At 70.0% G+C, this 18,219-nt stretch carries 24 protein-coding genes; 9 read left to right on the forward strand and 15 right to left on the reverse strand.

Annotated elements, in window-relative coordinates; all coding sequences use genetic code 11:
- Positions 1 to 278 precede the first annotated feature (278 nt).
- From EV190_RS03120 to EV190_RS03130, 3 genes are all read left to right on the forward strand, one after another.
- Entirely contained in the window at positions 279 to 992 is a 714-nt protein-coding gene (locus EV190_RS03120) for a WbqC family protein (protein ID WP_133739844.1), read from the forward strand.
- Between the two features lie 87 nt (positions 993 to 1,079).
- A complete protein-coding gene (locus EV190_RS03125) occupies positions 1,080 to 1,793 on the forward strand; it encodes a PIG-L deacetylase family protein (protein ID WP_133739845.1) in 714 nt (237 codons plus the stop codon).
- Positions 1,794 to 1,878: 85 nt separating this feature from the next.
- Positions 1,879 to 2,838, forward strand: coding sequence for an NAD-dependent epimerase/dehydratase family protein (locus tag EV190_RS03130; RefSeq protein WP_133739846.1), 960 nt, complete (start codon positions 1,879 to 1,881; stop codon positions 2,836 to 2,838).
- Here EV190_RS03130 and EV190_RS03135 read toward each other — a convergent pair.
- Positions 2,835 to 3,203 (reverse strand): DUF202 domain-containing protein, encoded by a 369-nt coding sequence (locus EV190_RS03135; protein ID WP_133739847.1) that lies wholly within the window; start codon positions 3,201 to 3,203, stop codon positions 2,835 to 2,837. The two genes, EV190_RS03130 and EV190_RS03135, sit on opposite strands and share 4 nt — an antisense overlap.
- Positions 3,200 to 3,574 carry a YidH family protein gene (locus EV190_RS03140; protein ID WP_133739848.1) on the reverse strand — a complete coding sequence of 125 codons (375 nt, stop codon included), beginning with the start codon at positions 3,572 to 3,574 and terminating at the stop codon, positions 3,200 to 3,202. Before EV190_RS03140 ends, EV190_RS03135 begins: the two co-directional genes overlap by 4 nt.
- A gap of 210 nt (positions 3,575 to 3,784) precedes the next feature.
- On the opposite strand from EV190_RS03140, the gene trxA reads away from it, so the two are divergent.
- Complete coding sequence (gene trxA, locus EV190_RS03145) at positions 3,785 to 4,165, forward strand: thioredoxin (RefSeq protein WP_133739849.1); 381 nt, start codon at positions 3,785 to 3,787, stop codon at positions 4,163 to 4,165.
- 61 nt (positions 4,166 to 4,226) lie between these two features.
- On the opposite strand, the gene EV190_RS03150 is transcribed toward trxA, so the two are convergent.
- The 3 genes from EV190_RS03150 to EV190_RS03160 form a co-directional block, all read right to left on the reverse strand.
- The gene (locus EV190_RS03150; protein ID WP_243742339.1) at positions 4,227 to 4,910 is read right to left on the reverse strand and encodes a spermidine synthase; all 684 of its coding nucleotides are present in this window, start codon (positions 4,908 to 4,910) and stop codon (positions 4,227 to 4,229) included.
- A 37-nt stretch (positions 4,911 to 4,947) separates the two neighbouring features.
- Entirely contained in the window at positions 4,948 to 5,802 is an 855-nt protein-coding gene (gene hisG / locus EV190_RS03155; RefSeq protein ID WP_133739851.1) for an ATP phosphoribosyltransferase, read from the reverse strand.
- A gap of 87 nt (positions 5,803 to 5,889) precedes the next feature.
- Entirely contained in the window at positions 5,890 to 6,153 is a 264-nt protein-coding gene (locus tag EV190_RS03160) for a phosphoribosyl-ATP diphosphatase (RefSeq protein ID WP_133739852.1), read from the reverse strand.
- A gap of 216 nt (positions 6,154 to 6,369) precedes the next feature.
- Here EV190_RS03160 and EV190_RS03165 point away from each other — a divergent pair, with 216 nt between their 5' ends.
- Complete coding sequence (locus EV190_RS03165) at positions 6,370 to 6,903, forward strand: DoxX family protein (RefSeq protein ID WP_208112996.1); 534 nt, start codon at positions 6,370 to 6,372, stop codon at positions 6,901 to 6,903.
- Positions 6,904 to 7,095: 192 nt separating this feature from the next.
- Here the strand turns inward: EV190_RS03165 and EV190_RS03170 are convergent, their stop codons facing one another.
- The 3 genes from EV190_RS03170 to EV190_RS03180 form a co-directional block, all read right to left on the reverse strand.
- Positions 7,096 to 7,770: a RibD family protein gene (locus EV190_RS03170; RefSeq protein ID WP_133739853.1), complete on the reverse strand. Its 675-nt coding sequence runs from the start codon at positions 7,768 to 7,770 to the stop codon at positions 7,096 to 7,098.
- A gap of 767 nt (positions 7,771 to 8,537) precedes the next feature.
- Positions 8,538 to 8,726: a DUF397 domain-containing protein gene (locus tag EV190_RS03175; protein WP_133739854.1), complete on the reverse strand. Its 189-nt coding sequence runs from the start codon at positions 8,724 to 8,726 to the stop codon at positions 8,538 to 8,540.
- Positions 8,727 to 8,739: 13 nt separating this feature from the next.
- The gene (locus EV190_RS03180) at positions 8,740 to 9,576 is read right to left on the reverse strand and encodes a helix-turn-helix domain-containing protein (protein ID WP_133739855.1); all 837 of its coding nucleotides are present in this window, start codon (positions 9,574 to 9,576) and stop codon (positions 8,740 to 8,742) included.
- A 183-nt stretch (positions 9,577 to 9,759) separates the two neighbouring features.
- Between EV190_RS03180 and EV190_RS03185 the strand changes: the two genes are divergently transcribed.
- Positions 9,760 to 10,164, forward strand: a complete 405-nt coding sequence (locus tag EV190_RS03185; protein ID WP_133739856.1) for a hypothetical protein — start codon at positions 9,760 to 9,762, stop codon at positions 10,162 to 10,164.
- Positions 10,165 to 10,195: 31 nt separating this feature from the next.
- Here EV190_RS03185 and EV190_RS03190 read toward each other — a convergent pair whose 3' ends face one another.
- The gene (locus EV190_RS03190; protein ID WP_133739857.1) at positions 10,196 to 11,017 is read right to left on the reverse strand and encodes an SDR family NAD(P)-dependent oxidoreductase; all 822 of its coding nucleotides are present in this window, start codon (positions 11,015 to 11,017) and stop codon (positions 10,196 to 10,198) included.
- Positions 11,018 to 11,131: 114 nt separating this feature from the next.
- Here EV190_RS03190 and EV190_RS03195 point away from each other — a divergent pair, with 114 nt between their 5' ends.
- Positions 11,132 to 12,097: an alpha/beta hydrolase gene (locus EV190_RS03195; protein WP_133739858.1), complete on the forward strand. Its 966-nt coding sequence runs from the start codon at positions 11,132 to 11,134 to the stop codon at positions 12,095 to 12,097.
- Between the two features lie 36 nt (positions 12,098 to 12,133).
- A complete protein-coding gene (locus EV190_RS03200; RefSeq protein WP_133739859.1) occupies positions 12,134 to 12,826 on the forward strand; it encodes a class I SAM-dependent methyltransferase in 693 nt (230 codons plus the stop codon).
- A gap of 107 nt (positions 12,827 to 12,933) precedes the next feature.
- Here EV190_RS03200 and EV190_RS03205 read toward each other — a convergent pair whose 3' ends face one another.
- From EV190_RS03205 to EV190_RS03235, 6 genes are all read right to left on the reverse strand, one after another.
- Entirely contained in the window at positions 12,934 to 14,283 is a 1,350-nt protein-coding gene (locus EV190_RS03205; RefSeq protein ID WP_133739860.1) for a pectate lyase family protein, read from the reverse strand.
- A gap of 461 nt (positions 14,284 to 14,744) precedes the next feature.
- Positions 14,745 to 14,984 (reverse strand): hypothetical protein, encoded by a 240-nt coding sequence (locus EV190_RS24235; RefSeq protein ID WP_133739861.1) that lies wholly within the window; start codon positions 14,982 to 14,984, stop codon positions 14,745 to 14,747.
- 103 nt (positions 14,985 to 15,087) lie between these two features.
- On the reverse strand, positions 15,088 to 15,336 hold the full coding sequence (locus EV190_RS03220; protein ID WP_133739862.1) for a hypothetical protein: 249 nt from the start codon (positions 15,334 to 15,336) through the stop codon (positions 15,088 to 15,090).
- Between the two features lie 84 nt (positions 15,337 to 15,420).
- Positions 15,421 to 15,672, reverse strand: coding sequence for a Smr/MutS family protein (locus EV190_RS03225; protein ID WP_133740151.1), 252 nt, complete (start codon positions 15,670 to 15,672; stop codon positions 15,421 to 15,423).
- A 2-nt stretch (positions 15,673 to 15,674) separates the two neighbouring features.
- On the reverse strand, positions 15,675 to 16,514 hold the full coding sequence (locus EV190_RS03230) for a class I SAM-dependent methyltransferase (protein WP_133739863.1): 840 nt from the start codon (positions 16,512 to 16,514) through the stop codon (positions 15,675 to 15,677).
- 80 nt (positions 16,515 to 16,594) lie between these two features.
- On the reverse strand, positions 16,595 to 17,392 hold the full coding sequence (locus EV190_RS03235; RefSeq protein WP_279536601.1) for an SURF1 family cytochrome oxidase biogenesis protein: 798 nt from the start codon (positions 17,390 to 17,392) through the stop codon (positions 16,595 to 16,597).
- 119 nt (positions 17,393 to 17,511) lie between these two features.
- On the opposite strand from EV190_RS03235, the gene EV190_RS03240 reads away from it, so the two are divergent.
- Positions 17,512 to 18,075: a GNAT family N-acetyltransferase gene (locus tag EV190_RS03240; protein WP_133739864.1), complete on the forward strand. Its 564-nt coding sequence runs from the start codon at positions 17,512 to 17,514 to the stop codon at positions 18,073 to 18,075.
- Positions 18,076 to 18,219 lie beyond the last annotated feature (144 nt).

The following is an 18,219-nucleotide window of genomic DNA, read 5'->3' on the forward strand; positions in this document are numbered from 1 at the left end:
ATAGCGACCTAAGTAGGCCAGGGGAAACCACATGCGCGGGCTTGCGACCAGTCTGCCCTATTGGTCCAATATCGGTGAGGTCTTTCACCTCCCATAGTGCACTCGAACGACAAGTTTCCTCGTATTTGAGGATGAGCCGCAGCCAAAGATCACGAAAATATGACTTGGGCGGTGAAACGGTCCACCTCAGCCCTAGTCGGCGGATGCCACCGTGGGCCGTGATCCGGCCGCCCAAAAGGCCACAGAGCGTGCCGATACAACCTCGAAAGGGAATGCCCGTGCGCGTCGCGATGCATCAGCCGCACTACCTGCCCTGGTTGGGCCTGGTGGACAAGATCGACCGCTGCGATCTGTTCATCGTGCTCGACGATGTGCAGTTCGAGCGCAAAGGGTGGCAGCACCGCAACTATGTGGCGTCAAAAAATGGTCCGGTTCTTCTTACTGTTCCGGTAATACAACGCAGCAGGAACGAACGGATAATCGACAAGTCGATTAACAACGAAACTCCGTGGCAAGAGAAGCACCAGCGGACTCTGGCTTCCCACTGCTACCGCAACTCCCCTTTTTGGTCGGAGTTCGGCGAAGGGGTCACGGACGTCTACAACCGCGAGTGGGAACGGCTCGTCGATCTCTCGACGGCGACGACCGACCTCGTTCTCAACGCGTTCGGGGTCACCACCCCGATGGTGCGTTCCAGCGAGCTCGGCGAGTTCCCCGGGCAGAAGAGCGAACTTCTCGCCCAACTCAGCGCCAAGGTCGGCGCCACCACCATGCTGTCCGGTGAGGGCGCCCGGGGGTACGTCGATCCGGAGGTGTTCGCACGGTACGGCATCACCGTCGAATGGCAGACCTTCCGGCACCCGGAGTACCCGCAGCACAACCGGCGCGGACAGGAGTTCCTGCCCCGTATGGCAGCCCTGGACCTGCTGCTGAACGCAGGTCCCGAAGGGATGGACCTGGTCCGCGCGGCCCGTTCCACCGAGGCGGCCTGAGACCGCCGCGAACCGGACGGGACCGCACGCGGCCTCCCCGTCCACTTTCCGATTCCACCCGTTTCATTCCCAGGCTAAGGACACCTCATGACGATCGACTGGTCCCGTGAGCGGATTCTGATTCTCGCTCCGCACCCGGACGACGAGACCCTCGGCTGCGGCGGTCTGATCCGCAAGGCCAAAGACGCGGGGGCCGAGGTGTACATCCAGTTCATCACGGTCGGAGACACCGAGGACAACTCCGCGAGAGGTCCATCCACCGCACAGGAGCGCTACGGGGAGATCAAGGAGGTCGCCGACTTCTTCGGGTGGGACGGCTGGGACTTCGCCTTCCCCGGCGACGAGTACCACCTGAAGCTGGACGTCCTGTCCCGGTTCGAACTGAGCAACGCGATCGAACGGCACAGCCCGCTGTCCGTCACGACGCTGAAGCCGACCGTGGTGATCACTCCGCACCACACCAGCTACAACCAGGACCACCAGGCCACGGCAGAAGCGGTGCACACCGCGCTGCGCCCGTCCGACAACCGGTTCCGGCACCATCCGCGCCTGGTGCTCGCCTACGAGGAGGCCGCCGACCAGTGGCGCCAGGACACCGCGCCGCCGCCGAACTTCTTCGTCGAACTGACCGAGGCGCAGGTCGACGCCAAGATCGAGGCGATGCACCTGTACGGGAGCCAGGCGCACGCACACCCGCACACCCGATCGGACCTCACTCTGCGGAGCCTCGCCGCCCTGCGCGGAATGCACGTGGGGGTGCCCTTCGCCGAGGGCTACCACACGCTGCGCTGCCTCGTCTGACCTGCTCACGGCCCGGCGGTGTCTCCGCCGGCCGGTCAGCAGTGCATCATCAGCACATCAGTGCTTTCTCTTGGAGGGAAACAACTTGAAGGCCGTGGTCACCGGCGGTGCCGGATTCATCGGTTCTCATCTGTGCGACTACCTGACCGCCCAGGGGCACCAGGTGGTGGTACTCGACGACCTGTCCACAGGATCGGAGTCCAACCTCGAACAACTCACCGGCGAACCGGACTTCGAGCTGGTCAAGGGCTCCATCCTGGACAAGGGGCTCGTCAACGACCTCATCAGCGAGTGCGACACCGTGTTCCACCTGGCCGCCGCGGTCGGCGTCCACACCATCGTGGACAAACCGCTCCAGTCGCTGCGCACCAACCTGCACGGCACCGAGACCGTGGTCGAGGCGGCCGCGCGGCACGGAGCACGCTTCCTGGTCGCCTCCACGAGCGAGGTGTACGGCAAGAACGACACCGACGGGCTGACCGAGGACGCCGACCGCATCCTCGGCTCTCCGTTGAAGAGCCGGTGGTCCTACGCCGCGGCCAAGGGCCTGGACGAACTCGTGGCCTACGTCTACGGCCAGGAGACCGGACTGCCCACCGTGATCACCCGGTTCTTCAACATCGTGGGCCCGCGCCAGACCGGGCGCTACGGCATGGTCGTGCCCCGCTTCGTGGGCCAGGCCCTGGCGGGCGAGCCGATCACGGTGTACGGCGACGGCAACCAGCGGCGCTGCTTCGGGTCGGTCTTCGACATCATCCCGGCCGTGGTCCGCCTGATGGACACCCCCGCCGCCTACAACCAGGCGGTCAACCTCGGAGGGCTGGAGGAGATCTCCATCCGCGGCCTCGCCGAGCGGGTCATCGAGCTGACCGGCTCGACCAGCACGATCGAGTACGTGCCGTACGAGAAGGCCTACGGCGAGGGGTACGAGGACATGCAGCGCCGTATGCCCGACACCACGCTCGCGGGCGAGCTCATCGACTACCGGCCGAGCCGCCGCCTGGACGACATCATCAACTCGATCATCGAGTACAAGCAGGGTTAGGGGGTCGGCACCGCGGTCGCCGCGACCGCGGTGCCCAGGAGCGCCACGGCCGCACCGAGCAGCACGAGTGCCCAGGGGCGGGCGAGCGGCGCGGGAGGGGTCCCGGTGTCGTCGTCGTGCAGGCCGTGGTCGGTCCGGCGCCAGCGCCGCCGCAGGTGCACGATCAGCACGATGACCGCCCCGAGGACCCCGAGCACCGTCAGGACCCGTCCGGCCATGTCCGCGGCGGGTCCCTCGGCGGACTCCCCCAGCGGAACCCTCAGGTACAGCAGCACGACCACGACCAGCAGGAAGACGGTCCGCTGCCAGGACAGCAGGGTGCGTTCGGGCTGGAGTCCCCTGTCGCGTGGGGGGCGCGCGCTCATCGCCAGTAGTTCCCCACGACCACGACCAGGCACACCAGGGCCACGCCGACGGCGGTGACCAGGGGCAGCGGGCTGGTCGGCAGCGGCCGGTCGCGCCGCATGGCGCGCTGCACCCGGAACCAGCGCAACGGCGCGTAGGCGGTGATGACCACGGCCAGCGCGGCGAGCGAGAGGCCCACGGTGAGCTGCAGGCCGTGGTGCCACTGGAGCGGGACGAGGTGCAGCACCGCCACCGCTCCGGCCACCAGCGCCAGCGCCGTCCGGATCCAGGCCAGGAAGGTCCGCTCGTTGGCGAGGGTGAAGCGGTAGTCGGGCTCCCTGTCCCCCGACTCGTCGTCCCACCGCGTGTTGGAAGGCGAAACCGTACTCACCGCACCCCTCCTGCCCGCGGACCGTTGCCCCTGCCCCTGCCCCGAATGTACGCGTGAACCCGATTTCCCCCCAAGTCGGTATTGGCCAGGGGTTTTGTCGGTTGTCCCGGCCGGACCCGCGGATTCGGGCGCGCCGCCCGCGCATGCGGAACAAAACAGCGGGAAGGACCGCTTTAGCCAGAGACCAAGCATTCCAACGCAGGAGATCCCGTGGCCACCATCGAACTCACCAAGGACAACTTCAACGAGACGTTGACGGACAACGGCTTCGTTCTCATCGACTTCTGGGCGTCCTGGTGCGGTCCGTGCAAGATGTTCGCCCCCATCTTCGAGAAGGCCTCGGAAAAGCACGACGACCTGGTCTTCGCCAAGATCGACACCGAGGCCCAGCAGGAGCTCGCGGCCAGCTTCAACATCCAGTCGATCCCGACTCTCATGATCGTGCGGGACCAGACCGTGCTCTACGCCGAGCCGGGGGCCCTTCCCGAGGCCGTACTGGAGGATCTGATCAAGCAGGTCCGCGAGCTGGACATGGACGAGGTCCGCGAGCAGATCGCCAAGAACCACGAGGAGGCGTCCGCGAAGGAGTAGGCGGAGGCGTTCCTCCCGGTGGCCCCGGCGTCGGCGCCGGGACCACCGGTCGCGCGTGCCGTCAGGCCCCGGACGGGCGTGCCAGGTAGACCACGTCGGGCCCGCCCCTGCGGGCAGGGACGCTGACGGTGGCGACCCCGCCGAACCGCTGGCCGAGCAGCGCGGCGAAGCCGGGCGCGGGCATCGCGCTCCAGAACGCCACGATCCCGCCGGGCGCGGTGATCCCGGCCAGCCGGTCCAGCGCGGCCGGTTCGTACAACAGCCCGTTTCCCTCGACAACGGTCCAGTCGGGGCCGTTGTCGATGTCCAGGCATACCGCGTCGAAGGTCTCGTCCGCTTCGGCGAGCCACTCCACCAGGTCGGCGCAGGTGATCTCGCAGCGCGGGTCGTCGGCCGGGTGTCCGGCCGCCGGTCCGAGGGGGCCCGAGTGCCAGGCGATGACCCGGGGCTCCAACTCGATCACCCGGACCCGCGCGACCGCCTCGTGCGCCAGGGCCTCCGCCGCGGAGAACCCGACGCCGAGCCCGCCGATCAGCACGCGCAGGCCCGTGCGCCCGGTCAGCGCGGACAGGGAGGCACGGACCATCTCGCGTTCGGAGGAGCCGTCGCGGGTGTCCATGAGGAACACGCCGTTGCTGATGATCTCGTAGTCGGCGCCCGCTCTCCGCAGGACAAGTTCCCCGCCGGTCACCCCCGGCACGCGCTCGACGACCACGGCTCCGGCCGGCTCGGCGGAGAACTGCACTGCCACGACGGACCTCCAGTGCCGCCGGGCTCGTGCCCTACAGGCGGCAGGCGTAGATATCGGTGACCAGGATGGCGCGCGCGCCGATCTGCCACAGATCGTCCATGATCTGCTGCGCGCCGCGACGCGGGACCATGGCCCGCACGGCGACCCAGCCCTCCCTGTGCAGCGGGGAGACCGTGGGTCCCTCCATGCCGGGGGTGAGCGCGATCGCGTCGTCGAGGCGCTCGGCGTGCACGTCGTAGTCCATCATCACGTAGTCGCGCGCGACGAGCACCCCGCGCAGCCGGCGCAGCAGCTGCTCGACCTTGGGGTCCTCCGGTTCGCCCTTGCGCCGGATGACGACGGCCTCGGACTCCAGGATGGGGTCGCCGAAGGTCTCCAGCCCGGCCTGGCGCAGCGTGGTGCCGGTGGACACCACGTCGGCCACCGCGTCGGCCACGCCGAGCTGGATCGAGCTCTCCACGGCGCCGTCCAGGTGGATCACCCGGGCGTCGATGCCGCGCTCGGCCAGGTAGGCGGTGAGCAGCCCCTCGTACGAGGTGGCGACGCGCTTCCCCGAGAGGTCCTCGACCTTCATCCCCGAGCCGCCGCGCGCGGCGAAGCGGAACGTGGAGCCGCCGAAGCCCAGCGGCAGCAGCTCCTCGACCGGCGCGCCGGAGTCGAGCAGCATGTCGCGGCCGGTGATCCCGGCCTGCAGGATGCCCTCGCCGACGTACACGGCGATGTCCTTGGGACGCAGGAAGAAGAACTCGGTCCCGTTGTCCGGGTCGAGCAGGACCAGGTCGCGGGAGTCCTTGCGCTGGCGGTACCCGGCCTCGCGCAGCATGGCGCTGGCGGGTTCGGAGAGCTGGCCCTTGTTGGGCACGGCGATGCGGAGCTGGTCGTTCATGGAGGTTCTTCCTCGACTCACTGGTTCGGATGCCTGCTGTGCGGACGCGACAGTGGGGTCGGTCCCGACACGGGGTGCGGGATCGACCTACAGATGCCTGTAGACGTCCTCGAGGCGCAGGCCGCGCGCCAGCATCAGAACCTGGAGGTGGTAGAGGAGCTGCGAGATCTCTTCGGCGGTCTGCTCGTCCGTCTGGTACTCGGCCGCCATCCAGACCTCGGCCGCCTCCTCGACGACCTTCTTGCCGATCGCGTGCACGCCGGCGTCCAGCTGGGCGACCGTACCCGAGCCCTCGGGCCTGGTACGCGCCTTCTCGGACAGCTCGGCGAACAGCTCTTCGAAGGTCTTCATGATCACTTTCCTCGGCAGCGTGCCCTCCTAGAGTAGGCGCACCCCGCTCCGGCGCGTGAACCGGATGGCCGAACCGGGGGTGAACAGTCCGCGGCGGAGCGCTGGGCCACGCCACCAGGATCTAGCCATTGACTAAATAGCCGTCGGGGCGCAAACTAGACAGCGACAAGATTGGATGGCGCCCGTAGGACGCCACGTCGCGAAGGGACTGGGATCATGTTGATTCCACTGGTGCTGCTGACGGCTCTGGCGGTCTTCCGGACCGCCGGCGCGCTGGGGGTCCGCCGGTTCGACGGCTGGCGGGTCAGCGCGGCGCACGCCATGGCGGTCATGCTGTTGTTCACGGCCGGCGCGCACTTCGCGCCGCCGTCGGTGACGGTGATGCCCAACAGCGCCGACCTGACCGCGATGGTGCCTCCGCAGATCCCCTTCCCCGAGCTGGTGGTCTACGGCACCGGGGTGCTCGAACTCGCCGGGGCGGCCGGGCTGGTCCTGCCCGCCACCCGGCGCGCCGCCGCGGTGTGCCTGGCGCTGCTGTTCGCGCTGATGTTCCCGGCCAACGCCTACGCGGCGCTCAACGGTGTCGAGCTCGCCGGCGACGCCCCCTCCCCGCTCGTGCCGCGCGCGCTCGAACAGGTGCTCTACATCGCCACCGTCACCTGGGTCGCCTGGCCCGCCCGCACCCGCCCGCACCCGGCCGCGCCCGGCCGCGACGCCGACCGCGCCACCGGGGCAGGACGACGGTCTTGAGCGTTCTGCCCGTTTCGGGGCCTGGAAGGGCGGAAAGCCCAAGATCATCCCGGATCGGGGCGGAACCAGCCCTCGGACCACCGTGTCACGGATCCCCTACGGGCACGCGCGGCCCTCCGGCCCCACCCGCCGTCGCCGCCCGCTGTGGCAGGCCCCGAACGGCGTGGCGTCCCCGCCCGGTCGAGGGCCCGGTCAGCGCAGGAGGTAGCGCAGGAGGACGACATCGCCTATCTGGCGGGTTTCGGCCAGTTCCATGCGCTTGTCCTTGTTCCTGGGGAAGGCTCCCGGGTGGACGAATCGGGGCGCTTGAGCCTGCCCGACGAAGAACGGGGCGATGACGAGGTGGATCTCGTCCGCGAGGTCTTCGGTGAGGAAGCGCGTGTGGATCTGCCCACCACCTTCGACCATGAGGCGTCCGACACCTCGCGCGGACAGGTCGGAGAGCACCCCGCCGAGGTCCACCGGCTGCCCCGCGTCCACGACCTCGGCGACCCCGTCCAGGTCCTCGCGCAGCTTCCCGACGGCGGAGGAGTCCGAGTACACGATCTTGGCGGTGTCGCCCGCCGTGAAGAACCGGCTCGCGGGGTCGAGTCCGCCACCGGCGGTCAGGGTCACCTTGACCGGATGCCGCGCGGCGCCTCGCGCGAGCCGCTCCTCCTGACGCCGCTGCGAGCGGACCAGGAGCCGGGGGTCGTCCCGGCGGATCGTGTTGGCGCCGACCAGGATGGCGTCGTTGTGCGCGCGGACCTCGTCGACGCGGTCGAAGTCCGCGTCGTTGGACAGCAGCAGCCGCTGGTCACTGAGGTCGTCGATATGCCCGTCAACGGACATCGCACAACTCAGGGTCACATAGGGACGGTCGCTCATACACGCTCTCCATAATCCATTGAGGTCATTCTGTGGACCAGTGAGACGAATCCGTCCGCGTCTGCTGACGCAAGCGCGTCGAAGTCCTCATCCCTCATCCATGACCGCACCCCTGCGTCGCGGCCCATTCGACTGTAACCGGACCTCGCGGCTCCACCACTAGCCGGGAATGGGATCACCTGCTTGCGCATGGAAAAAGCCAGGAGGATTTCGTTCTCGGTACCCTTGCCACCTCCGACCACAAGGACGTATCCGGCGAGAGGTGTTGGACTCTTTCCACGGCCTGCGACCACGGGAGGAAACTATTTCTCGGGAGCCCCATGACTGCGAGACTTGCCGTGCCGGTGAGGGGTGCCGTTAGGGAAGCTCCGGCGCGGGGGTGAATTCGGGCACCGGTGGTTTTGTTGACGGTCTTGGGCTTTCTGCCCGTTTCGGGGCCGGGAAGGGCAGAAAGCCCAAGATCATTCCGGGTGGAGGCGGAACCGGCCCTCGAATGTCCGGTGATCTTGCTGTTTTCCCCACGGAATCCTTGGCTTCAGGGGGAAACAGCAAGATCACCAACGGAAACCACGCGAAACGGACACCGTGTGCGCGGCCCCGACCGGCACCCGCCGTCGCCGCCTCGTCACCGCGCCGCGCACGAGGACACCTCGACGATCCGGTCGGCGGATTCCCGACGCCGAACCACCCCCGCGCCGGAACCCCCATAGTGCCCTGACACCGCGGTTTCAGGGCACTAACCTCACGATCATCAGCGGGGTGCGCGGTCAGAGGGCGTCGCGCTTCACCGCTTCGACGAGCGCGCGCCACTCGGTGCCGCCGAACTCGATGTGGCCGGCCTCGCGGTTCCTCGTGTCGCGCACGGCCGCGCCGTCCGGGAGGTCGGCGACCTCGACGCACTCGGACGCACCAGCGCTGTGGCTGGACTTGCGAAAGGTGGGGACGGAAGAACGCATGTGTCTCGCCTTGCTACTCGATGGCCTTTTTCAGAAACTCGATCGACTCCGCCTTGGAGAGCGCGTCCATGGCGACATGGTCGAACGCCTGCCGATAGCCCGCTACCTGTCGGGGCTCTTCCAGGTACAGCCCCTCGGCACGCGTCTCCAGATAGACGATGCTCGGATCGAGGGGGTCGGCATAGTCGAGGATGACCATCGCGCCGAACGTCGCCGAATGTATACCGGCGTCAATCGGCAGAACCCGGATCGTGACCGTGTTCAGGGCCTCCGCTGTCTCGATCAGGTGACCGATCTGCTGACGCGCGAGCAACGGGTCCCGACACAGGCGCAGTAGTGCGGCCTCGTCCACGACCGCGCGCAGTTCGGGAGCATCGTCCCGAGCCAGAAGCTTCTGGCGCTCCTTGCGCACAGCGACGATCCGCTCGATCTCAACGCTGGTGCGCAACAGGGCCGCGCGGGCGATCGCCGCAGTGTAGTCCGGAGTCTGGAGCAAACCGGGGATCACAATGGGCTGGTAGGTCGAGATGACCGCGGCCTCCGCCTCGAAACCGATATAGGTATCGGGAAGCACGTCCGCGTAGACATCCCACCAGCCGCGTTCCTTGGACTGGCGACCGAGCGCGAGAACCGCCTCGCGACGCGCCGGATCGGTGACCCCGTAGGTGTTCATGAGGTCCCGAAGCGCTGACGAATCGGGACGGGAGCGTCCTGATTCCATGTGGTTGAGGCGTCCGGACGACCAGCCGAGTTCTCTGCGGGCGGCATCCACCGTGTACCCGGCAGCCTCTCGCATGTGCTTCAGTTCAGCGACGAGACGGCGTTTGCGCACGGTAGGACTCTGCCTCATGTCTGCCTCCGCGTCTGCTGGGTCATGGTCGTGTGGCCTGCTGATCATATGACCGCTCCACGATCCGGCCATTTCGCTCAAATTGAAGCGTTCACCTTGACGCTTCAAATTGAAGGCTTCATCATGAAGAAAGGTTCGTTTGCTGGTGCCCTAACGCACGTCCGCGATCCCCTTGGAGGGGTTATGCACTGCCTGTCCCTGTTCAGCCTGGTCGGTGTCCTGCTGTTGGCGGTGGTCGCGCCCGCGCCTCAGGTCGGGCCGTCGTATCCGGTGGTGCGGCGGCCCCGGCACGCCTCTCCGCCCCGGCGGCAGGCGCGCGCGGTCCCCTCCGCCTCGGCGCGCATCCCCGACTACGCGCGGTTCGCCGAGGCCGCCGAGGAGCACAGCGGCCGGTGGGAGGTCACCTACGAGCACGGCGACGAGTGCCCCTACCACGCCCGGCACCGGGTCAGCGGCGACTTCGTCGCCACCCGCGACCTGGCCCTGCTCGACCGGGCGCTGCGCTGCTACGTCGTGCCCCCGGCCGACCGCTCGGTGGCGCGCTGTCGCCGGGGCCAGGCCCGCTTCGCCGCGCTCACCTGGACCTGACCGGACAGGCTGGAAGGCCCAGGGGCGGGGCTCAGCCGCCGAAGCGCTTGGCCACCGTGTTGAACAGGCCGTGCGGGACGACCCTGAGCAGGCCGCTCGCGGCCTTGTACTGGAGGCCCGGCACCACCTGGAGGCGGCCCGCCGCCCAGGCGCGCAGGGAGTCGGCGACCACCTTCTCCTTGGGGACGAAGGCGATGTCGGGGGCTCCGGCGTTCTGGACGTACTCGGTCATGTCGGTGCGCACGTAGCCCGGAAGCACGGCGGACACCTTCACCCCGTGCTTCCCCACCTCGACCGCGATGGTCTCGCTGAAGGACCGCACGTACGCCTTGGAGGCCGCGTAGACCGCGCCGCCGGGGGACGACGGCAGCAGCCCCGCCACCGAGGCGACGTTGATGACCCCGACCAGCAGGGCGCCGTCGGCGGCCTTCGAGCGCTCGATCTGCACCGGCAGCACGGCGCGCGCCAGCCGGGTGACGGCACGCACGTTCAGCGCGATCGCGCTGTCCACCGCGGCGGTCTCCTGTCCGGCGAACGATCCGCCGTGCCCCTGTCCCGCGTTGTTCACGAGCAGGTCGACGGGGGCGGGACCGCCGTCCTCCCCGGTGGCCCGCAGGCGCTCCTCGACCGAGGCCAGCCCGTCCCCGTCGGTGAGGTCCGCGGGCAGCTCCTCCACCGCGGCCCCGTAGCGGTCCCGCAGTCCGGCGGCGCGTTCGGCGAGCAGGTCGCCGCGGCGGGCCACCAGGACGAGGGCGAACCCCCGCTCGGCCAGCTGGCGGGCGTACTCCGCGCCGATCCCGGTGGACGCTCCGGTGACCAGTGCCGTGCGGGGGTGGGTGCGACGGTCGCTCATGGTTCCGAATGCTAATCGAAGGCCGCGCACCGCAGCCGGGCACGACCCGACCGGGAGACCGCGAGGGGAGCCGGTTATCGTCGGTCCGAGCAGCCCGATGACGGAAGGCCCCCTATGTCCATCAGCCCTGGCACCCGGAAGTTCATCGACGCCATGGTCGCCGCCTCGCCCCAGGCCGGAACCGTCGGCGTGGACGCCGGGCTGCTGCGCTCGTCCCGCAGGGAGCGCAGGACCGTCGCGGGACCGGACGTCGCGCTCGTGCGGGACCTCTCCGTCCCCACGCCCGACGGGGACGTCCCGGTCCGGCTCTACCACCCGGCGCCGGACGGGCCCGCCCCCGGCTGCGCGGTGTTCTTCCACGGCGGCGGCTACGTGGTCGGCGACCTCGAGACGCACGACCACATCGCCCGCCTGCTCGCCGCGGAGAGCGGCGCCGCCGTCGTCGCGGTGGACTACCGGCTGGCTCCCGAGCACCGCTTCCCCGCGGCCGTCGACGACGCCTACGCGGCCACCCGGTGGGTCTCCGAGCACGCCGCGGAACTGGGGGTGGACCCGGACCGGCTCGCGGTCGCGGGCGACAGCGCCGGGGGCGGGATCGCCGCGGCGGTCGCGCTGATGGCCCGCGACGGCGGCCCCTCGATCACCCTCCAGGTCCTGATCTACCCGGTGACCGACCTGACCGGCTACCCGGTGACCGGGGACACCCCGTACGGGTCCCGGATCTCCAACGGGGAGGGCTACCTCCTGACCTCCGAGGGCATGCGCTGGTTCGCCGGGCAGTACCTGGCCGTCCCGGCCGACGCGGACGACTTCCGGGCCTCCCCCATCCGCGCGACCGACCTTTCCGGCGCGGCGCCCGCGTTCGTGGTCACCGCCGACTTCGACCCGCTGCGCGACGAGGGCGAGGCCTACGCCCGCGCGCTCTCGGCCGCCGGAGTCCCCGCCACCACCGTCCGGATCAACGGCGGCTTCCACGGGATGTTCGGTCTCGGGTCCCTGCTGCCGCTGGGCCGCCAGGCCGAGGTGCCCGTCGCCGCGGCGCTGCGCGACACCCTGGCGGGAACACGACGGACCTGCTAACAACGGCCTTACCCTCACAGGCAGTAGCGTGCAGTCATGGCAGCCACCCAGACCTCCTCCGACCCCCTGCGCCTGGAGCACCGGCTTCGCGACGCCGGCCTCTTCATCCGGCAGGCGCTCCAGACATTCCGCGCGACAGGAGCCGTCGCGCCCAGCAGCTCCACGCTGGCCAACGCTCTGACCCGGTACATCACCGAGCGGGACGACCCGTCCGCACCCCTCAGCATCCTGGAGGCGGGCTCTGGGACGGGACCGGTCTCCCGTGCGATCGCCACGCACATGCGCGACGGCGACACCTTCGACATGGTCGAGCCGAACGAGCAGTTCGTCACGCGCCTGAACGGCCTGCTCGAGACCGATCCGGACTTCACCCCGGTCGCCGACCGCACCACGGTCCACCAGGCGCTGGTCACCGACCTGGGGACCGACCGCCGCTTCGACGTCATCGTGTCCGGGCTGCCGTTCGCCAACTTCACCGCCGACGAGGTCCGCACGATCATGGAGTACTACTTCACCGTGCTGCGCCCGGGGGGGCACCTGTCCTTCTTCGGCTACCTGTACACCAAGCAGGTCAAGGCGGTCATCGCCCCACGAGCGGACTACTTGCGCCAGGCGCAGTCCGGCTGGGTGGTGGACGAGTGGGTGGACCGCTACGGGGTGGGCAGGGAGCGCGTGTTCCGCAACCTGCCTCCCGCCTGGATCTTCCACCTGCGCAAGCCCCTTGACTGAGCGCGCGTGAACGGCCCCGGCGCGGTGACCGCGCCGGGGCCGTTCACGTCGGGAAGCCACCGGACGGGGGGCCGGGCTCCGGCCGGAGGGGCGCCGCTCGGGCGCGCTCAGAGGATCCGGCCGACACCGGCCTTCCTGACCTGGGCGGGAACGGCCCGCGTCGGATCGATCCGGTCGTGCAGTTCGGGCTCCCAGCCCGCCTGCCCCTCGATCAGCGGGGTGTTGACCGCGTTGTACTCCTCCAGGAAGCTGACCCGGTTCCGCGCGGAGCGGCCGTTGGCGTGACTGCCCGACTCGTACATCCGGACGCCCTTCCAGTGGGCGACGACGTCGGAGCGGTCGACGCCCGGGTCGATGTCGAAGTAGTTGTTCTCCGCGTAGAGCCGGGACTCGACCCCCACGCCCCAGGAGTACTGGTAGGTCTTCTCCCCCTCGGGTGTCGCGGGGATGACGTAGTGGTTGTTGTACGCGTGCACCTGGCCGTAGCGGACCCGGGGCGCCCGTTGGAGGACGTTCTCCCACTTGTTGTGGTGCAGGGTGACCCGCAGCCGGCCGACGTCGTAGGCGGGCGAGTCGGTGCTGCCGATCAGCATCGTCTTGTCGTGGTCGCGCAGGTGGTTGTAGGAGACCGTGACCAGGTCCGACCCGTGCGTGATGTCCAGCAGTCCGTCGTGCACCTGGTACTCGCGGCCGAAGTACTCGGGCAGGTCCCGGTCGAGCACGTCGCCGTCGCCGAACTCGTTGTGGTCGATCCACACGTGGGTGGACCGGCGCACCGACACACCGTCGAACTCGGAGTTCCAGTTGCCCGCCTCGCCGTCCGTCGGATCCCACTGCGGGAAGCAGTCCTGGGCCGTCTCGAAGGAGATGTTGCGGACGATGACGTTGTCGACGCCGTCCACCATCATCTGCGCGCCGACCAGCGCGGCGTCGTCGCCGACGCCGATGAGCGTGGTGTTGGAGCCGACCTCGAAGACGGCCTGGTCGGCCTGGTTCCGGTACGACCTCTCCCTGGCCTCCTCCAGCGGCCCCGACGGCTCCTCGTCCCAGCCCCAGACGGCCGGGTCGTAGGCGGCCAGGTACGCGTCGAAGTCGTACCCGGGATCGGCGTAGTCGGCGCAGCCGATCGGGGCCCCCTGGTCGTCGGTGTCGGCGTCGATCCGCCCGTCCACCAGGACGATCTTGGGGGTGTCGTTGTCCCGGCCGCCCTCCAGCGCGGCGCGCAGTCCGGCGTAGTCCCGCACGACGTACACGTGCTCGTCGGCGGCCGCGGAGCCCCCCGTGGTACCGGGACCGAGCGCGGCCCAGCCGTCGTGGGGGCCGAGGACCTGGCGGGCGACCCGCTCGGTCGTGCGGGGGACCTGTCCGCGCCCGTGCTCGCCGGCCACCGCGATCCCCGTCGCCGCGAGTGCGACGGGCAGGGCGAGCGCGACGCCGAAACGGACTGTTCTTCGCATGGGATCTCCTAGCCGCTCGGCCGCTCGCGCCGAGGGCGCGGGCGGCGTTCGCCGGGGGACGTGCCGGACACCAATGGAAAGCGCTTGCCGTGACCTTAGTCACATATCTTGCGTTGTGTCAACGAAGTTCCACCCAGGGAGACCGAACCAGCCCCCTCCACCCCAACCGGAAAATCGCGGTTCCGCCATTCCAGCAGCGCTATCCGACCTGCTCGCCGCCGCACCGGACATGACATCCGCAGGGCACCCCATGAGACAACGAAAGGAAAGCCCTTACCGGTCTCGAAAGGCACTGCGGCGTCCAACGCCCCCTGCTCCCCGGCGGCCTCGACCCCGCGCTCGTAGGCGCGCATGGTCTCGACGAAGGTCCGCCGCTCCTCCGAGGTCAGCGGTTCGAGCGCCCGGAGCCACGACCGGGCGCCTCCGGCCGGCCGTGGCTCCGGGCAGGACGCGGCGTCCCGTCAGCCGCCCAGTTTCGACAGGGTCGCGTCAAGATTCCGGGCGAGGGCGGCCGCGTCCTCCGCCGCTTCGCCGTCCACCAGGTCCTGCCTGCTCACGACCTGGAGAGCCCCCCGGTACTCGGGGTCGCCGAGCCGGGCCTTCGGCACGACCTCGGCGGCGCCCCTCCGGACGACAAGCACCGGCTCGGGCACGGCTCCCCTCAGCAGCTCCTCCACGTGCTCCGCACGGATGACCGCCATGACCGCCGCTCCTTCCCCGCGGGCACGCACCCGCGTCGAGAGGCGTGCGGCTACCCGGCGGGCCGCGTCCCACACCCGGGCCCGGCCGGAGCGACGGGGGCTCTCAGCCCTTCTCGATCTCCGCCCGGAGGCGCTCGTACTCCCCCCGGTCGATCTCGCCCGCGTCCAGCCTGCGCTCCAGTTCCCGGACCTGCGGATCACCGCGGGCGCGCCGATCCTCCCAGCGCTCCGGCGACCGCGCGGCCCTCTGCCGGCCCCTCCCGAGGACCAGCACGACGACGATGACCACCCCGATGGGCACGATCAGGCCGAGAAGCAGCATCAGCAGCCCCCCGAACTCCACTCCGTCCATCACGACCGCGGCCTCCCCTTCTCCTCCGGAGACCTCCGCGGCTACCCGCCGAGCCGAGATCGACGCCTCGCCCCTCGAAGCGGATCAGTGCCTGAAGTGCACGAACAGACGGCCGAAGTTCTTCGAGTCCTTCTCCACCCGGTGGTAGAGGGGTTTGATCTCCTTGGACTCCAGGAAGCGGATCACCCGCTTCTTCAGCTGGCCCGAGCCCTTGCCCGGAATGATCTCGACGGTCTTGGCCCTGGTGCGGACGGCCTCGTCGATGATCCCGCGCAGGGCCCGGTCGATGTCGGCGCCTCGGTTGTAGACGTCGTGCAGGTCGAGCTTGAGCTTCACGGTCACGGCCTCTCTGGTCGCTCGGCGACGAAGATCGCGGTGCCGGGGAGGAGGCGGCCCCGCAGCGGGCTCCAACCGCCCCAGGTGCTGGTGTTGTCCTCGGGCCACTCGGGTTCGACGAGGTCGCGCAGGACGAGCCCGGCCCCGATGATGGCGCGGACCCAGTCGCCGACCGTGTGGTGGGACTCCACGTACAGCGCGCGCCCCTTCTCGTCCTCCTCGACGTAGGGGCGGCGGTCGAAGTAGGAGTCGCGGGCGGTGAGACCGCCCTCTCCCGGGTCGTCGGGGAAGCTCCAGCGGATCGGGTGGCTGACCGAGAACACCAGCCGCCCGCCCGGACGCAGCACCCGCGCGGTCTCCCGCAGCGCCGCCCCGGCGTCCGGGATGAACGGGAACGCCCCGTAGGCCGAGCAGACCGCGTCGAACGCGGAGTCGGTGAACGGCAGCCGCTGGGCGTCGGCCTGCGCGGTCGGCAGCGACCCCCCGGTGGCCTCGTCGATGCGGCGCGAGTGCTGGAGCTGGCGCGCGGACACGTCGATCCCCACCACCTCGGCCACACCCCGGCCGCGCAGCCACCTGCCGCACTGCCCCGCTCCGCAGCCGATCTCCAGCACCCGGCGGCCCGCCAGGTCGGCGGGGTCCCCGAGCAGCCGCGCGGACTCCTCGGTCAGTCCTTCGGGCCCCCACACGAACGCGGCGTCACCGAGGAACTCCCCGTGCTCGGCCTGGTAGTCGTCGGCCTCGCGCTCCCACCACACCCGGCTGGCCCGTGCGCTCTCCCCCGCGCCGGCCTCCCGCCGCGCGACCCGCTCGACGGACGCGCTCATCAGGTCATCGGTCATGAGCCCATACTCGCACCGCCCCGGCGCGCCCCAATCCCACCGTGCCCGCGGCACCGGGCCGGAGGAGCGGCGTCCCCGACTCAGACCGCGGCCTCGGAGCGGGGTGCCGGATCGGAGGCGGCCGGGGGCGCCCCGCCGTCCCTGTCGTCCTGGATCTCGCGTCGGACCAGGAAGACCCAGCCGACGATCGCGATGACCGTGAAGACCCACCACTGCACGGCGTAGGAGAAGTTCATCCCGGTGTCGACCTCGGGCACCGGGACCGGGGCGGGGGCCGGGTCGGACGGCGGGGCCTGCTCCACCAGCTCCACGAAACCGCCGTAGAGGGGGTAGGGCGCCTCCTCCGCGATGGCGGCCACGTCGATGACCATGATCTGCCCCTCGGGCAGGCCGTCGCGCACGCGGATGCCGGTGTTCTCGGGGGTCTCGCTGAACTGGAGCCGGCCGGTCACCGTCACCTCGCCGTCCGGGGCGGGCGGCACCTCGGGCTGCTCTGTCGAGGTCGGCGGCTGCGGCACCCAGCCCCGGTTGACCAGCACCGCCGAGCCGTCCCCGGTCACCAGCGGGGTGACGACGTAGAGTCCGACCCCGTCCAGGCCGTCCCGGTTGCGCACCAGGAGCTCGTGCTCGGGATCGTACGTCCCCGTGGCGGTGACGCTCCGCCAGCGGTCCTCCCTCGGCACGTCCGCGCCGACCGCCCCCAGTTCGTCGAGGGGCACCGGCTCGCTCGCGAGGTTGGCCTCCTGGAGTTCGACCACCACGGACTTGGCCACCGAACGCTCGTACTGCCAGAAGCCCAGCCAGACGAACGAGGGCACGACGAGGAGCACCAGCGCGTGGAACGCCAGCATTCGGGGTGAGGTCAGGACGCGGAGCACACCATCGAGGCTATGAGACCCCGGGCGGCGCCCCGCACCGGCCCACCCGTTCCGCCGCGCCGCCGCCCGGGGGCGCCGCGGAACCACGGCCTCCCCGTGTCCGGACGGATAATCCAGGGGTGACCAATGACGGCATCGCCCTCGCCACCGAAGTCTGGACCCGCCCCGTGCAGGAGGGGGACTCCCGCGACCTGGCCGCGGCCTACCTGCGCAACCGGGAGCACCTGCGCCCGTGGGAACCGCTGCGGCCGCAGTGGTTCTACACCGCGTCGGGGCAGGCGAACGTCATCAGACGCCGGACGGCCGAGCACGAGAGGGGCGCGGGCTCGCAGTGGGTCATCAGGACCCGTGAGAGGATCATCGGTTCCGTCAGCATCAACAACATCGTCCGGGGGCCGCTGCTCAGCGGTTCGCTCGGCTACTGGATCGACGCCGACTTCCAGGGGCGCGGCATCATCACCAACGCCGTGGAGCACATGCTGTGGGTCGCCCGCTCCTCCTTCGGCCTGCACCGGGTGGAGGCCGGGACGCTCCCCGGGAACACCGCCTCCCAGCGGGTCCTCGCCAAGGCCGGTTTCACCCGCTTCGGCCTGGCCGAGAACTACCTGCTGATTCAGGGCGCCTGGCAGGACCACGTGCTCTTCCAGAAGATCCTGCACGACGACCTCCCCGAGGTCCTCTAGGGAAGCTCCGACGCGGGGGTGTTTCGGGCACCGGTGGTTTTGTTGACGGTCGTGGGGGGTGGGGCCCGGGGGGGGGCGGGGGGGGGGGGAAAACCACCACCCGCCACACGCCCCCCACCCCAACGACACCAAAGGGGCCGGCCC

The sequence above is a fragment of the Actinorugispora endophytica genome (genome assembly GCF_004363075.1).
In the GTDB taxonomy this organism is placed as follows: domain Bacteria; phylum Actinomycetota; class Actinomycetes; order Streptosporangiales; family Streptosporangiaceae; genus Actinorugispora; species Actinorugispora endophytica.

Coding starts and splice junctions, on each gene's coding strand:
- EV190_RS03125 (WP_133739845.1), top strand. CDS start 1,080: ATGACGATCGACTGGTCCCGTGAGCGGATTCTGATTCTCGCTCCGCAC.
- EV190_RS03135 (WP_133739847.1), bottom strand. CDS start 3,203: ATGAGCGCGCGCCCCCCACGCGACAGGGGACTCCAGCCCGAACGCACC.
- hisG (WP_133739851.1), bottom strand. CDS start 5,802: ATGAACGACCAGCTCCGCATCGCCGTGCCCAACAAGGGCCAGCTCTCC.
- EV190_RS03160 (WP_133739852.1), bottom strand. CDS start 6,153: ATGAAGACCTTCGAAGAGCTGTTCGCCGAGCTGTCCGAGAAGGCGCGT.
- EV190_RS03165 (WP_208112996.1), top strand. CDS start 6,370: ATGTTGATTCCACTGGTGCTGCTGACGGCTCTGGCGGTCTTCCGGACC.
- EV190_RS03170 (WP_133739853.1), bottom strand. CDS start 7,770: ATGAGCGACCGTCCCTATGTGACCCTGAGTTGTGCGATGTCCGTTGAC.
- EV190_RS03175 (WP_133739854.1), bottom strand. CDS start 8,726: ATGCGTTCTTCCGTCCCCACCTTTCGCAAGTCCAGCCACAGCGCTGGT.
- EV190_RS03180 (WP_133739855.1), bottom strand. CDS start 9,576: ATGAGGCAGAGTCCTACCGTGCGCAAACGCCGTCTCGTCGCTGAACTG.
- EV190_RS03185 (WP_133739856.1), top strand. CDS start 9,760: ATGCACTGCCTGTCCCTGTTCAGCCTGGTCGGTGTCCTGCTGTTGGCG.
- EV190_RS03190 (WP_133739857.1), bottom strand. CDS start 11,017: ATGAGCGACCGTCGCACCCACCCCCGCACGGCACTGGTCACCGGAGCG.
- EV190_RS03195 (WP_133739858.1), top strand. CDS start 11,132: ATGTCCATCAGCCCTGGCACCCGGAAGTTCATCGACGCCATGGTCGCC.
- EV190_RS03200 (WP_133739859.1), top strand. CDS start 12,134: ATGGCAGCCACCCAGACCTCCTCCGACCCCCTGCGCCTGGAGCACCGG.
- EV190_RS03205 (WP_133739860.1), bottom strand. CDS start 14,283: ATGCGAAGAACAGTCCGTTTCGGCGTCGCGCTCGCCCTGCCCGTCGCA.
- EV190_RS24235 (WP_133739861.1), bottom strand. CDS start 14,984: ATGGCGGTCATCCGTGCGGAGCACGTGGAGGAGCTGCTGAGGGGAGCC.
- EV190_RS03220 (WP_133739862.1), bottom strand. CDS start 15,336: ATGGACGGAGTGGAGTTCGGGGGGCTGCTGATGCTGCTTCTCGGCCTG.
- EV190_RS03230 (WP_133739863.1), bottom strand. CDS start 16,514: ATGACCGATGACCTGATGAGCGCGTCCGTCGAGCGGGTCGCGCGGCGG.